Genomic DNA, 12,087 nt, shown 5'->3' on the forward strand with positions numbered 1-12,087 from the left:
GCGCAGGCTGCGGATCCAACTCGGCTGCAACGCAGCCGGTAACTGGCGCAACTGCCGCCATACCAGCGGCGTGAGGTGCACGTGCTGGTGGCCATCCAGCCGCAGCGGCCGCATGGGGAAGAGCGCTTGAAAACGCCAGATCTGAGCTTCAATCTCCAGGGCCAGCTGGGCTTCGATCCGCCGCCGGGGCGCCCACCAGGGCGGCAGACAGCCCAGCAGCAGCAAGCGCCCGAAGCCCAGGGCCAGGAGCCCCTGATTATCGAGGAGCTCTGGAATCAGAGCCGGATCCGCCGCAGGCGGCCCCTCGCTCAGGCAGAGATGAAGCGCGAGCTCAAAATCCGGCCGCTGGGCGCAGGCCTCGGCCGCCGCCAATGCCGCCGGGGCAGCTACCAGCACGCTGGCCGAATCGAGGGCGCCTGCATCGCAGAGCTCCATGATCGTGGCGTTCACCGCCGGATGCAGGCCGAGATCATCGGCGTGAAATCGAATCGACCCCGCGGCGGCGAGGCGTGCCCGCCTGGCGCTGCTGTGCCGCGCCGCCATCGACCACAGCCCATAGTTGATGGCCGTTGGGGTGAACACCATCACCAGCGTGCCGCCGGCGCTGCGGGCCCAGCCGCCCAGCCACCCGGGCAACACCAGGCTCACCAGCACATTGAGGCTCGTTTGGATCAGCAGCCAGCGCCGCGGGAAGGTGCTGCCTCCGGTGTGTTCCCGGAAGGTGAACAGAGCATGGGCCAGATAGCCCCACACCGAAGCCAGCAGAAATCCAAGCAGGTTGGCCAAGGGCAGCGGCGCCCCCAGCCGTTCGCCGCCCAGCAGCACCAACGCATGGATCACCGCGGCCAACACCCCCACGCCGCCGAAGCGCATCAGCTCCGCCAGCTTCGCCCGCAAGCCCACCGCTATCCATGGCCAGGGCCGGCAGCCTATGGGAAGCTCGGCGCCTGAGCGTCTGCCATGCCCGAAACCCGAAGCCTGCCCCCCCGCAATCTCCTGATCACCAGTGGGGCGATTGCGTTGTTGTTCTGGATCTGTGCCGCAGCCCGTCATGCCCTGCTCCAGAGCAACGCCTACGACCTGGGCCTGTTCGATCAGTGGATCTGGCTGGTAAGCCGCGGCCTGCCGCCAATCTCCTCGATGGAGGGGGTACATATGTTGGCGGACCACGGCGCCTGGGCCCTCTACGGGGCAGCAGTGCCTTACCGCGTGATGGGCAGCGTGCAGTGGCTGCTGGCCAGCCAGGCAGCCGCGCTCAGCTTCACGGCCCTGCCGCTCTGGTGGTTGGGCCGCCAGGCGGGCTTGAGCCCAAAACTCTGCTGGCTGGCCTGCGGGCTGTGGTGGCTGCAGCCGGTGGTGTTCAACGCCAACCTGTTCGACTTCCACCCCGAGGTGTGGGTGATGCCCGCTCTGGCTGGCTGCTTTTGGGCCAGCCGCGCCGAGCGGCCGTGGCTGTGGTTTGCTCTACTGCTTCTGCTGCTCGGCTGCCGCGACGGGCTGGTGCTGGTGGTGGCAGGCCTGGGAATTGAGCAAGCGCTGCGGCGCCGCTGGATCTGGGCCGGCGCCGCCATCGGCCTGGCCCTTGGCTGGCTGGCACTGCTCAACCGCTGGCTCTACCCGCTGCTCAAGGGGAGTGATGCCGGGCCCAAGGCGGCGGGCAAGCTCTTCTCCTATCTGGGCGACAGCCTTGATCAGGTGCTGCTCAACATGCTCACCCGGCCCGATCTGCTGCTCAAGCATGTGGACTGGGCCGGCGGCCTGGTGTATCTGCTGCTGATCAGCGTGGCGGTGGCCCCGTTCTGGCGGAAGGTGTCGCTGCCGGTGCTGACCAGCGCCATCCCGCTGGTGCTGGTGAATGTGCTCTCCGAGGAGGCACCCCAGCGCACCCTGGTGCACCACTACAGCCTGCCGGTGGCGGTCATCGCCGTCGTGGCTGCGATCGATGGCCTGGCCCTGCAGCCGCGGCAGCCGGTGCCCTGGCGGCGGTTTGGTTGGAGCGTGGTGTGCTGGGCCGCCCTAGCCAAACCCTGGTTCTTTACCGGCCCCTACCTCGAGCGGGTGGATCAACTGCCGGCAGCCCGCGAAGCGATCGCCGCCGTTCCAGCCGAGGCGCGGCTGAGCACCACCAGTTATCTGGTGCCACAGCTGAGCCAGCGCCAGCAGGTGAGCGTCCCCCGTGCCCGCCGCGACAAAATCCAGCTGGCGGAGCTTGATGCACTGCTGCTCAACCCACGCGATCCTGGCTGGGGTTCCTCACGCCAGCGCCAGCAGCAACTGCTGCGCGAAGCCAAAGCCGCTGGCTGGCGTTGCCGCCGCTGGGCGAACGGGCTCGAGCTTTGCCAAGCGCCACAGCGCAGCGCTGAGCCGCAGGCAGGTTCACTCAGCAAAACGATGCCCCCGAAGGGCGCAGCTGACGCTGGCTCTCCGGGGGCTCTCGCCGGGTCCGCTCTGGCGCGGAACCGAATGATCTAGGAATCAGGCGCCGTAATCAGCCGGCGTTCTCCGCGATCAGCAGACCCTGCATGGAACAACTGTGACTCACGGGCACCTCCTCCTTGGGGGATTGATGTCAACCGGCGATGCATTCGGCAACCGGGAGGCGCAAGCGCCGCTCAATCGCCACACCACTGCTGACGGAACTCACGAACTTTAACGAAAAGCCCCGCATGAGCGGGGCTTTCGAGGATTCAGTGCGTGAGGGATGAGAGCTGTGCTCAGCCCACGCTCCACACGCCACCGGCGATCTTCACCAGCGGCGACACGATGGTGGTGCCTGCGAGGAACCAGGCGAAGGCGGCACCGCCGCAACCGCCGAGCCAGAAGCCGCTGGCGAACTCAGCCCAGCCGGCCTTGGTGAACAGATCGGCGGGGGGGTTGTCGATGGTGGCGTCAGCGGGCTGCACGTTGGGGCCGCGGCCAGCGGTGCCGTAGATCGAGAGGCACACGGTGAGGATCGACACCAGACCCACAGCCGCCAGCAGACCGGCGGTGCTGGCGTATTCAGTGGCGCGCAGCGGGCCGGTGATGGCGAAGGGGCCGTAGAGGAAGAAGCCATGGGCCATACCCACTTCCAAACCGCGGCGGTTGGGGGAGAGGGAAGGGCGATAGGCCGGCAGCGCATTCAGGAAGGCGCGACTGAAGTAGCTGCTGTTGACAGGAGTGGCCAGATTGCCGACGCAGGGGTCGGCGACGGGGGTCACGGTCATCGGTGGAAGGGAGGTGGTTGGCGGCGATGAAGCGGCGACGGCTCAGTCGCGGGCTTCGATCACGTTGAACAGCAGGGCCATGGCCACCGCAGGAGCCAGGATCCCGACAAGGGGCACGAACACCGAGGGCATCCAGGCGGCGACGAAGTCTCCGGTCATCAGCGTGGGCCAATACAGCTACCGTTCGGCACTGTAAGGAGCTCTTCCAAACCTGCTCTCGGGCGGCGGAAGGGGCGACATAAAAGTTCAGACCGATGACCCAGGCCCTCTCCGGAGCAGCGATCGCCGCCGTGATTGCGGCCTGCTGGCTGCTTGGGCGGCCGCGGCCGAAGATCCTGCGCTCCACCGATGCCTCCGCGGTGGCAGCCCTCAACCGCAGCCAGATGGAACTGGTGCTGCCGCGGCCAAGCGAAGACGCCATCAATGCCGAAACCGCCAGCGAGAGCACCAGCTCCGTGGCCCTGCCCAGCGCCGCCGACCGGCGCGGCCGCCGGCAGCTGCTCGCCCACCTGGAGCGACAGTTCCAACAGGGCGGTGTGCAGCGTCGCCAGGCCCTGGCGGTGTGCAGCGCCTGGCAGCACCGCGATGCCCTGCCTCTGATCCGCCGCGGCCTGCGCGACAGCGATCAGCAGGTTGCGGCTTTGGCCGCCGAAGCCATGGCCCACTTCCGCGGGCGCAGTTCGGCCACGCTGCCGATGGCCCCTCAGCTCGCCGCAGCCAAACCACCCCGCAACGTTTCGCGCACCCGGTAAATCGGCCGGCCCTGGCTTTCGTGATAAGTGCGCATCTGCAGCTCCGCAAGCAGGCCAAAGCAGAACAGCTGCACGCCGGCAATCAGCGCCAGCACCGCCACCAGCAGCAGCGGACGGTCGCCGATCTCAGCGCCCATCAGCTTCTCCACCAGCAGGTAGGCGCTGAGCACTGAGCCGATGGCGATCCCCACCAGCCCACCGAAGCCGAACACATACATCGGCCGGGTGAGAAAGCGCTTCATGAACCACACGGTGAGCAGATCCATCAGCACCCGGAAGGTGCGATCGATGCCGTATTTGCTCTGCCCGAACTGACGGGCATTGTGATTCACCTTCACTTCGCTGATGCGGGCTCCCTCGATGAAGGCCAGCGCAGGCAGAAAGCGGTGCAGCTCGCCGTAGAGGTTCATGTCTTCCACCAACTCACGGCGGTAGGCCTTGAGCGAGCAGCCGTAGTCGTGCAGCTTCACGCCCGTCACCCGGGCGATCAGGCGATTGGCGATCTTGCTGGGCAACAGACGGCTCACGGCGTTGTCCTGGCGCTGGTGACGCCAACCGCTCACCAGATCAAACCCCTGCTCGAGCTGCTCCAGCAGCATCGGAATATCGGCCGGATCGTTCTGCAGATCGCCATCGAGCGTGATGATCACCCGGCCGCGGCTCACATCAAACCCGGCCGACATCGCTGGGGTCTGGCCGTAGTTGCGGCGCAGCAGCACCGCCACAAGCTCCGGAGTGGTCGCCGCCAACTCGCGCAGCACCGCTGCGGTGCCATCGCTCGAGCCGTCGTCAACCAGCACCAGCTCAAAGCTGCGCCCCAGCGGCCGCAGCGCTTCGAGCAGCCGAGCCACCAAGAGCGGCAGGCTCTCCTCTTCATTGAAGAGGGGCACCACGATCGAGAGCTCAGGCTGCACCGCCAACGCTGATCCGTGCTCGATGGTGGCGTTCATCCGGCAGCTGAGGCTGGCTGGAACCTAAGCCAACAGTGCAGCAGCGAGCAGGCCCAGATAGGTGCCGAGCAGGTATCCCAGCAAACCAATCGCCACCGCCGGCAGGGCCAGCTCAGCGCGGCCGATGGCTGTGGCCAGAGCCAGCGCCGTGCTCGGCCCGCCGATCGAGGCCTGCGACGCCACCAGGGTTTCGCCCAGGCCCCAGCCGCGCCAGCGGCGGAGCAACAGCAGCCCCAGCCCCTGCAACGCCACGATCAGCGCGGCATAGAACAGCACTGGCAAGCCCTCCCCCAGCAGCGCACCCACCGGGGAGCTGAGGCCCATCACCGTGAAGAAGGGCTGGATCAGCAGCAAACCGAGGCCGTAGCAACCACGCCGGCTCGAGGCAGCGGGCAGCTGCGCCGCCAGCAGTGTGAGGGTGGTGAGCACCAGGATCGAGGGCAGCACCGGCCAAAAGCGCTGCAGCGCTGCCGTGAGCGCGTTCGAGAGCAACAGCACCGCCAGACCCCAGAGCAGGGCCTGCCACCAACCACCATCCGGGGTCAACCAGCGCTCCGCCGGGGCGGCCGTCTCTGACGCGGGCACGCCTGCCGATCGCACCCCCTGGCGACGCGCCAGCGCCAGGCTCACGGCAAACCAGGCCGCAAACACCACGTAATCCGCCGTGGTGGCCACCGCCAGCAGCGCCTCCGGTGGCTGCAACGCCCGCGCCACCGACACGAAATTGAGGCTCCCGCCTGTGAACGTGGCCGCGAACATCCCCGCCAAGACACTGCGTCCGGGCCCAAGCAACGGCTGCAACAACCAACCGCCGATCAACACGGCCAGCACCGTGCACACCACGGCCATCAGAAAGGGCACCAGCAGCCGGCGGGCATCCGGCCAGACCCGGCGCAGATCCACCGCCAGCAGCAGCAGCGCGATGGCCAGCGAGGTGAGCGGGCCATTGATCCAGGCCGCCGCCTCAGCTTGGGGTTTCAGCCCGCTGAGATTGCTCACCAGCAGCCCCAGCAGCAGCACAAGCATCGTTGTGCCCAGCTGACGCCCCCAGGCGGTGCGCTCCGCCAACCACCAGCCCAGGGCCGTGATCAGCAGGATCAGAAGCAGTGAGACGAGCATCGCCATCAGGGCAAGATGCTGCCGTCGTGGCAGCGGATCACGCGGCCGGCGCCGCGCAGTTCCAGGCGGTAGTGCACGCTCACGGGATCCCGCAGCTGCGGATCGAGGCCGTCGATGCCGATGCCGTTGCGGCCATGCTCACGGCCGGAGCTGTGCAGGTAGCGGCCGCCCCCCACATAGAGCCCCACGTGGGTGCAGCGCTGGGGCCGCCCAAAAAAGATCAGATCGCCGGGGCGCAGCAGGCTGTAGCAACCCGGCGCCACGGCCACGGGCTGGCAGAAACGCTCCTGCTGATAGGCATCCCGCGGCAACCAGATGCCCGTCTGGGCGAAGGCGGCCTGAATCAAACCGGAGCAATCGAAATCCGGCCCGAGGGTGCCGCCCCATAGATAGCGATTCGGCTGCTGGCGCGCCCGCTCCGCAAAGGCCAGCACCACCGGCAACGCCGCTGTGATCTGGCGGGAGTCGAACAGCCGCGGCTGCGGCGGCCGGCTGGCGCGGGCATGGCCCAGCGCCTGCCTTGGATCCAGCCAGCCGGGATAGCCGTCTTCCCGCAGGCGCACCCGCAGGCGCTGGCGCCCGGGCTGCAGCGGCTCCACCACGCTGAACACGCGGCCTGCTGCGGCCTGGGTGGCCAGGCCAGGCCCCTGCCAATGGCTGGTGAGATCCACCGGCGCCGTGAGCTGCCAGCTGCTGCCGGGCTGCAACAGCTCCAGGGCCACCGGTGTGCCTTCGGCCAACCTCCCTAATCTCGCCATTGCCCCCTTTGGCCGCGATGGCGTTCTACTGCCCGGATGGGGCGATGGCCCAACAGCTTGAGGCCAGCCTGGCGGCCCTCGAAGCCGAAGGCCGCCCGGAGTTGCGCGAGCAGGTATCGATCAGCTGGGTGCGCTACCGCAGCTCCTTGATCGACAGCGCCTCACCCCGCAGTGATCTGGCTGAGTTCTGGGCTGATCGGCCGGCCGGAGCCAGTTGGCGGGGAGATCAGGCCCGCTATCCGGCCAGCGTGGTGAAGCTGCTCTACCTGGTGGCCGCCGAAGCCTGGCTGCAGCGCCAGCTGATCGACGACACGCCAGAACTGCGCCGCGCCCTGGCGGACATGATCCGCCACTCCAGCAACGACGCCACTGGCTTGGTGCTGGATCTGCTCACCGGCACCACCAGCGGGCCGGAGCTGCCCGAAGCGGCCTTCCAGCGCTGGAGCCTGCAACGCCAGCTGGTGAATCAATGGTGCGAGCAGCTGAATTGGCCGGAGTGGCAGGGCTGCAATGCCTGCCAGAAAACCTGGGGTGATGGGCCTTACGGCCGTGAGCGCCAGTTCTATGGGCCGGCTCTGGAGAACCGCAACCGCCTCAGCAGCGATGTCTGCGCGCGGCTGCTGCATGGGGTGATGGCCGGCGCCTTGGTGTCACCGGCTGCCTGCAAGCGGATGCGCGATCGATTGGCCCGCAGCCTCGATCCCAGCGAGCGCCGCGCCGACCCGGAGAACCAGGTGGATGGCTTCCTGGGCGAAGGGCTGCCGGAGGGCGCGCGGCTGTGGAGCAAGGCCGGCTGGATGAGCCAGGCCCGCCACGATGCGGCCTACGTGGAAGCGGAAGGGCTGGCGCCGATGCTGCTGGTGGTGTTCAGCGAAGGCAAGGCCCGGGCAGGCGATGCGCAGCTCCTGCCCGAGCTCTGTCGGCAGCTCCTGGCGACGTAATAGCGGCGACGTGGGAACACGTGGTGCCGAGGCAGCAAAAAGCCCCCTGCTCGAGGGGGCTTTTTGATCAGGCTTCAAACCTGGAACGGAGAGGGAGGGATTCGAACCCTCGACAGAAGTTGCCTCCTGTAACTCCTTAGCAGGGAGCCGCTTTCAACCACTCAGCCACCTCTCCAGCGGCCCGCTGAGCTTATCAGCCGCCAGGCCCAGCGGCGGGCAGCCGCGGCAGCCGATGCTTGAAGCCGCAGAGGATTTCCCAGGGGATCGTGCCGCAGGGATCACTCCAGGCCAGCGGATCGATGCGCTCCCCTCCGTCGCTGCCGAGCAGTGTCACCACGCTGCCCTGATCAAGCTCCGGGGCGTCGGTGGCATCGAGCACCAGCTGATCCATCGTGATCGCACCCACCTGGGGAATCCGCCGGCCCTGATGCAACACCTGCAGGCGGTTGGAGAGCAGGCGCGGCACGCCATCGGCGTAGCCGATGCTCACCACCGCCAGGCGGCTGGGGCGCTGGGTGGTGAAGCGGTGGCCGTAGCTCACCCCGGTGCCGGCCGGCACCTCCCGGATCAGGCTCACCCGGGCCCGCACCTGCATAGCGGACTGCAGCACCAGATTGCTTCCCAGGTGGGGGGCCGGCCGCTGGCCATAGAGCGCCAACCCCACCCGCACCATGTCGTAGTGGAGCTGAGCGGTGCGCAAAGTGCCGGCGGAATTAGCCAGATGGCGGCTGCCGCAGCCCAAACCGGCCTGCTGCACCGCCATGAGCACCTGCTCAAAGCGCTCCTGCTGCTGACGCGTCAGCGGATCAAGGCCCGTGCCGGGTGCATCGGCATCCGCCAGATGGGAATAGAGCCCAGCCAGCTCCACCGCCTCCAGGGCGGAGATCGCTTCCACGATCCGGCGCCCGTCTTGCCAGGGGGCACCGAGACGAGCCATGCCCGTATCCAACTTGAGCTGCACCGCCATGGGCCGGCCGCTGCCCGCCGCCAGGTTCTGGCAGAGCAGGGCTTCGCGCATGCCGCTGAGGGTGGGCATCAGCTGCCAATGCAGGCAGGCGCGCAACTCCTCCGGCTGCGTGAGATTGCCAAGCACCAGCACCGGCTGGCGCAAACCCGCCTGGCGCAGCTCCACCCCCTCCTGCAGGGTGGCCACGCCAAAGCTGCTGGCCCCACCCGCGGCTGCGGCCCGCGCCACCGGCACAGCTCCATGGCCGTAGCCATCGGCTTTCACAACGGCCATCAAGTTGCAGCCGGGTGCCAGGGAGCGGCGCAGGCTGCGGGCGTTGGCCTGCACTGCCGCCTCGCACACCTCCACCCAGGCCCGCTGGCGCGGGTGGGGCCAGGGTTGCCCGGAGGGGCTGATGGCCGGGGAGGCTTCTGTCATCCGGCGGGGCGTCGCGGAAAGCGTAAGCGGGGATGCATCACGTTCCGGATGAAGGCCCTTAGCATGACGGGCAATTCCAGGGCTGCCAGGGGGCCACTCCCATGGGCCACGTGCTGGTTCTCAACGCCTCCTACGAACCGCTCAACATCACAAGCTGGCGGCGTGCCACCGTGATGGTGCTGAAAGGGAAGGCGGAAGGGCTCGAGCACGCTCCCGATCTGCAGCTTCGCCCGGGCCTGCATCGGCCCACGGTGATCCGGCTGCGCCAATTCGTGCGGGTGCCGTTCCGGGCGCTGCCACTCACCCGCCGCAACCTGTTCCAGCGCGACGGCCACCGCTGCCAGTACTGCGGCAGCGAGAGCGAACGGCTCTCCATTGATCATGTGATGCCCCGCAGCCGCGGCGGCAGCCACAGCTGGGACAACGTGACCACCGCCTGCCTGCGCTGCAACGTGCACAAGGGCAACCGCACCCCCCGCGAAGCCGGCATGGTGCTGCTGCAGCCGCCGCGCCGGCCCTTGAGCGGCCCCCTGTTTGAAGCGCAGCGTCAGATGGCCCGCGGCCAGCACCGTGAATGGGCCAAGTACGTGCAGGGCTGGGACGACAGCGGCCAGGAGCTCGCCGCCTGAGAGCAGGCCGCTTCAGCCCCCGGCTTGCTCAGCCAGCGCCTCCAGCTGCCGGCGCTGATCCGCCGACACGCAGGCACCGATCAGCTCCGCCAGCTGACCTTGCAACACCGGCTCGAGCGAGAAATTGCGACCGAGACGGTGATCGGTGGTGCGGTTGTCTTTGTAGTTGTAGGTGCGGATTTTTTCGCTCCGGTCGCCCGTGCCCACCTGCGCCAGGCGGGCAGAGCGCTCCTCGGCGTTGGCCGCCGCAAGCTCCCGCTCGTAGAGCTTGGCCCGCAGGATCTCCAGGGCCCGCTCACGGTTTTGCAGCTGCGAGCGCTCCTGGGTACAGAACACGCGGATGCCGGTGGGCTTGTGCAGCAGATCCACCGCGGTTTCCACCTTGTTCACGTTCTGGCCGCCGGCCCCGCCGGAGCGGGCCGTGCTGATCTCCAGATCGCCGGGATCAATCTGCACCTCCACCGGATCGGCCTCCGGCATCACCGCCACCGTGGCGGTGGAGGTGTGCACCCGGCCCTGGGATTCCGTGGCCGGCACCCGCTGCACGCGGTGCACACCAGCCTCGAACTTCAGGAGGCTGAACACGCCATCGCCCTTGATCGCAAGGATCAATTCCTTGTAACCACCAAGCTCGGCCTCAGAGGCACTCACCGGCTGCACCTTCCAGCCCACGCTCTGGGCATAGCGCTCATACATCCGGGCGAGATCACCAGCCCAGAGAGCGGCCTCATCGCCGCCGGCGCCAGCGCGGATCTCCAGCATCACGCTGCGTTCATCGCGAGGATCACGCGGCAGCAGCGCGAGGGTGAGCTGCTCCTCGAGGGCGCTGATGCGTGTTGCGAGGTCGGCCAATTCTTCCTGGGCCAGGGCCTCGAGGTCGAGATCGCCGCGGCTCTCGCGCAGCAATTCACGCGCCTGATGCTCCTGGCCTTGGAGAGTCTGCAGCTCGGCGTAGCCCATCACCAGCGGCTCCAGCCGGGCGCGCTCGCGGGCGATCGGCTCGAGCTGAGCTGGGTTGGCGGCCACATCCGGGTCTGCCAGCTGCCGCTCGAGCGTGTCGAAGGTGATGCGCGCCGCGTCGAGGCGCTCACTCAGAAAGGAGGCGTCCATGCAGGAGGAAAACGGGCGCGGAACAAACAGGCGATCGGGCAGTGAACAGCAAAAAGCCGGATGCCCTGAAGCACCCGGCTCATGCTCAACGCCACAGCATCAAGGCTGAAGCAATCGGGACAACAGCGCTCAGGCCTTAGCCGCAGCGGCCTTCTCGCCGTCCTTGGCATCGGCAGCGGCGGCACCACCCATGCCGTACTTACGCATGAAGCGATCCACACGACCCTCGGTGTCGAGGATCTTCTGGGTGCCGGTATAGAAGGGGTGGTTGCCACTCCACACATCCACGTGGAGTTCGGGCGACGTGGAGCCGGTGGTCATCACCACCTCTCCGTTGCAGATCACCTTGGCATCGGGATACCAGGTGGGATGGATTTCGGCCTTCGGCATGACGAATACGAAGCTGAGGAGCTGAAGCGGAATCAGCGCTTGGAGAACTGAGGTGCCTTACGGGCTTTCTTCAGGCCGTACTTACGACGCTCCTTGGCGCGGGGGTCGCGGCTGAGGTGGCCTTCGGTCTTGAGGGGCTTGCGGTTCTCGGGGGAGAGCTCGCACAGCGCGCGGGCTGCGCCCTGCTTGATCGCATCGGCTTGGCCGGTGAGGCCACCGCCGCGCACGTTCACGAGGATGTCGTAGTCGCTGGCCAGACCGAGGGTCTGAAGGGGAGCGGTAACGGCAGCCAGATAAACGGGGTTGTAGTTGAGGTAGTTGTCACCGGGGCGACCATTGATGGTCACGGTGCCGGTGCCGGGAACCACGCGCACGCGAGCGACTGCAGTCTTGCGGCGGCCGGTTCCCCAGTAGACGACGGTGTTGTTGCTCATTGGGCAGAAGCGGCGGGATCGAGGGCGAGGGCCTGGGGCTGCTGGGCGGCATGGGGGTGTTCAGCACCCTTGTACACCTTCAGCTTGCGGAACAGCTGGCGACCGAGGGCGTTGTGGGGGAGCATCCCCTTGACAGCCTTCTCGATGATCCGCTCTGGGATGCGGGCCTGCAGAGCAGCGAAGGATTCGGTCTTCATGCCACCGGGACGACCCGAGTGACGGCGGTAGACCTTCTCGGTGAACTTGTTGCCGCTGACCTTCACCTTCTCGGCATTGATCACCACGACAAAATCGCCGGCGTCAAGGTGAGGGGCGAAGTTGGGGTTGTTCTTGCCCCGGAGCACCGATGCCACTTCGCTGGCGAGACGGCCGAGGGTCTGGTTCTCAGCATCCACCAGATACCACTGGCGACTG

General features: G+C 67.6%; 15 protein-coding genes and 1 tRNA gene. 4 read left to right on the top strand and 12 right to left on the bottom strand.

The window, feature by feature from the left end:
- A partial coding sequence (locus ACIQ2E_RS07545; protein WP_398328423.1) for a ChbG/HpnK family deacetylase occupies positions 1–903 on the bottom strand: 903 nt, incomplete at its 3' end.
- Between the two features lie 57 nt (positions 904–960).
- Between ACIQ2E_RS07545 and ACIQ2E_RS07550 the strand changes: the two genes are divergently transcribed.
- On the top strand, positions 961–2,472 hold the full coding sequence (locus ACIQ2E_RS07550; RefSeq protein ID WP_398328426.1) for a DUF2079 domain-containing protein: 1,512 nt from the start codon (positions 961–963) through the stop codon (positions 2,470–2,472).
- Positions 2,473–2,714: 242 nt separating this feature from the next.
- Here the strand turns inward: ACIQ2E_RS07550 and ACIQ2E_RS07555 are convergent, their stop codons facing one another.
- Positions 2,715–3,206 carry a photosystem I reaction center subunit XI gene (locus ACIQ2E_RS07555; protein ID WP_296443299.1) on the bottom strand — a complete coding sequence of 164 codons (492 nt, stop codon included), beginning with the start codon at positions 3,204–3,206 and terminating at the stop codon, positions 2,715–2,717.
- A gap of 42 nt (positions 3,207–3,248) precedes the next feature.
- Positions 3,249–3,365, bottom strand: a complete 117-nt coding sequence (locus tag ACIQ2E_RS07560) for a photosystem I reaction center subunit VIII (RefSeq protein WP_010315023.1) — start codon at positions 3,363–3,365, stop codon at positions 3,249–3,251.
- 95 nt (positions 3,366–3,460) lie between these two features.
- Between ACIQ2E_RS07560 and ACIQ2E_RS07565 the strand changes: the two genes are divergently transcribed.
- Positions 3,461–3,958, top strand: a complete 498-nt coding sequence (locus tag ACIQ2E_RS07565) for a hypothetical protein (RefSeq protein WP_398328431.1) — start codon at positions 3,461–3,463, stop codon at positions 3,956–3,958.
- On the opposite strand, the gene ACIQ2E_RS07570 is transcribed toward ACIQ2E_RS07565, so the two are convergent.
- The 3 genes from ACIQ2E_RS07570 to ACIQ2E_RS07580 are packed head-to-tail and all read right to left on the bottom strand — an operon-like array spanning position 3,910 to position 6,785.
- A complete protein-coding gene (locus ACIQ2E_RS07570; protein ID WP_398328434.1) occupies positions 3,910–4,908 on the bottom strand; it encodes a glycosyltransferase family 2 protein in 999 nt (332 codons plus the stop codon). The genes ACIQ2E_RS07565 and ACIQ2E_RS07570 overlap by 49 nt on opposite strands.
- Positions 4,909–4,932: 24 nt before the next feature.
- On the bottom strand, positions 4,933–6,033 hold the full coding sequence (locus tag ACIQ2E_RS07575) for a DUF819 family protein (RefSeq protein ID WP_398328437.1): 1,101 nt from the start codon (positions 6,031–6,033) through the stop codon (positions 4,933–4,935).
- Positions 6,033–6,785, bottom strand: coding sequence for a C40 family peptidase (locus ACIQ2E_RS07580; protein ID WP_398328440.1), 753 nt, complete (start codon positions 6,783–6,785; stop codon positions 6,033–6,035). The genes ACIQ2E_RS07575 and ACIQ2E_RS07580 overlap by 1 nt, the downstream gene beginning before the upstream one ends.
- A gap of 17 nt (positions 6,786–6,802) precedes the next feature.
- Here ACIQ2E_RS07580 and ACIQ2E_RS07585 point away from each other — a divergent pair, with 17 nt between their 5' ends.
- The gene (locus tag ACIQ2E_RS07585) at positions 6,803–7,726 is read left to right on the top strand and encodes a serine hydrolase (RefSeq protein WP_398328443.1); all 924 of its coding nucleotides are present in this window, start codon (positions 6,803–6,805) and stop codon (positions 7,724–7,726) included.
- An 86-nt stretch (positions 7,727–7,812) separates the two neighbouring features.
- On the opposite strand, the gene ACIQ2E_RS07590 is transcribed toward ACIQ2E_RS07585, so the two are convergent.
- Both ACIQ2E_RS07590 and alr read right to left on the bottom strand, forming a co-directional pair.
- Positions 7,813–7,901, bottom strand: a tRNA-Ser gene (locus ACIQ2E_RS07590).
- 18 nt (positions 7,902–7,919) lie between these two features.
- Positions 7,920–9,110: an alanine racemase gene (gene alr, locus ACIQ2E_RS07595; RefSeq protein ID WP_398328446.1), complete on the bottom strand. Its 1,191-nt coding sequence runs from the start codon at positions 9,108–9,110 to the stop codon at positions 7,920–7,922.
- A gap of 101 nt (positions 9,111–9,211) precedes the next feature.
- On the opposite strand from alr, the gene ACIQ2E_RS07600 reads away from it, so the two are divergent.
- Positions 9,212–9,739 carry an HNH endonuclease gene (locus tag ACIQ2E_RS07600; RefSeq protein WP_398328449.1) on the top strand — a complete coding sequence of 176 codons (528 nt, stop codon included), beginning with the start codon at positions 9,212–9,214 and terminating at the stop codon, positions 9,737–9,739.
- A 12-nt stretch (positions 9,740–9,751) separates the two neighbouring features.
- Here the strand turns inward: ACIQ2E_RS07600 and prfA are convergent, their stop codons facing one another.
- The 4 genes from prfA to rplM all read right to left on the bottom strand — a co-directional run.
- Positions 9,752–10,849: a peptide chain release factor 1 gene (gene prfA / locus ACIQ2E_RS07605; protein ID WP_398328452.1), complete on the bottom strand. Its 1,098-nt coding sequence runs from the start codon at positions 10,847–10,849 to the stop codon at positions 9,752–9,754.
- Positions 10,850–10,978: 129 nt separating this feature from the next.
- Positions 10,979–11,239 (bottom strand): 50S ribosomal protein L31, encoded by a 261-nt coding sequence (gene rpmE / locus ACIQ2E_RS07610; RefSeq protein WP_398328455.1) that lies wholly within the window; start codon positions 11,237–11,239, stop codon positions 10,979–10,981.
- 32 nt (positions 11,240–11,271) lie between these two features.
- Positions 11,272–11,673, bottom strand: a complete 402-nt coding sequence (gene rpsI, locus ACIQ2E_RS07615; RefSeq protein WP_398328458.1) for a 30S ribosomal protein S9 — start codon at positions 11,671–11,673, stop codon at positions 11,272–11,274.
- Positions 11,670–12,087, bottom strand: a 418-nt coding sequence (gene rplM, locus ACIQ2E_RS07620) for a 50S ribosomal protein L13 (protein ID WP_398328461.1), incomplete at its 5' end; no start/stop codon positions are given. The genes rplM and rpsI, both read right to left, overlap by 4 nt.

The organism is Vulcanococcus sp. (assembly GCF_044369115.1).
Classification (GTDB): Bacteria; Cyanobacteriota; Cyanobacteriia; order PCC-6307; family Cyanobiaceae; genus Vulcanococcus.

Excerpts from the sequence above, each read along its gene's own strand:
- ACIQ2E_RS07575 (WP_398328437.1), bottom strand. The coding sequence starts at position 6,033 with ATGGCGATGCTCGTCTCACTGCTTCTGATCCTGCTGATCACGGCCCTG.
- ACIQ2E_RS07550 (WP_398328426.1), top strand. The coding sequence starts at position 961 with ATGCCCGAAACCCGAAGCCTGCCCCCCCGCAATCTCCTGATCACCAGT.
- rpmE (WP_398328455.1), bottom strand. The coding sequence starts at position 11,239 with ATGCCGAAGGCCGAAATCCATCCCACCTGGTATCCCGATGCCAAGGTG.
- prfA (WP_398328452.1), bottom strand. The coding sequence starts at position 10,849 with ATGGACGCCTCCTTTCTGAGTGAGCGCCTCGACGCGGCGCGCATCACC.
- ACIQ2E_RS07600 (WP_398328449.1), top strand. The coding sequence starts at position 9,212 with ATGGGCCACGTGCTGGTTCTCAACGCCTCCTACGAACCGCTCAACATC.
- ACIQ2E_RS07565 (WP_398328431.1), top strand. The coding sequence starts at position 3,461 with ATGACCCAGGCCCTCTCCGGAGCAGCGATCGCCGCCGTGATTGCGGCC.
- ACIQ2E_RS07570 (WP_398328434.1), bottom strand. The coding sequence starts at position 4,908 with ATGAACGCCACCATCGAGCACGGATCAGCGTTGGCGGTGCAGCCTGAG.
- ACIQ2E_RS07555 (WP_296443299.1), bottom strand. The coding sequence starts at position 3,206 with ATGACCGTGACCCCCGTCGCCGACCCCTGCGTCGGCAATCTGGCCACT.
- ACIQ2E_RS07580 (WP_398328440.1), bottom strand. The coding sequence starts at position 6,785 with ATGGCGAGATTAGGGAGGTTGGCCGAAGGCACACCGGTGGCCCTGGAG.
- alr (WP_398328446.1), bottom strand. The coding sequence starts at position 9,110 with ATGACAGAAGCCTCCCCGGCCATCAGCCCCTCCGGGCAACCCTGGCCC.
- ACIQ2E_RS07585 (WP_398328443.1), top strand. The coding sequence starts at position 6,803 with ATGGCGTTCTACTGCCCGGATGGGGCGATGGCCCAACAGCTTGAGGCC.
- rpsI (WP_398328458.1), bottom strand. The coding sequence starts at position 11,673 with ATGAGCAACAACACCGTCGTCTACTGGGGAACCGGCCGCCGCAAGACT.
- ACIQ2E_RS07560 (WP_010315023.1), bottom strand. The coding sequence starts at position 3,365 with ATGACCGGAGACTTCGTCGCCGCCTGGATGCCCTCGGTGTTCGTGCCC.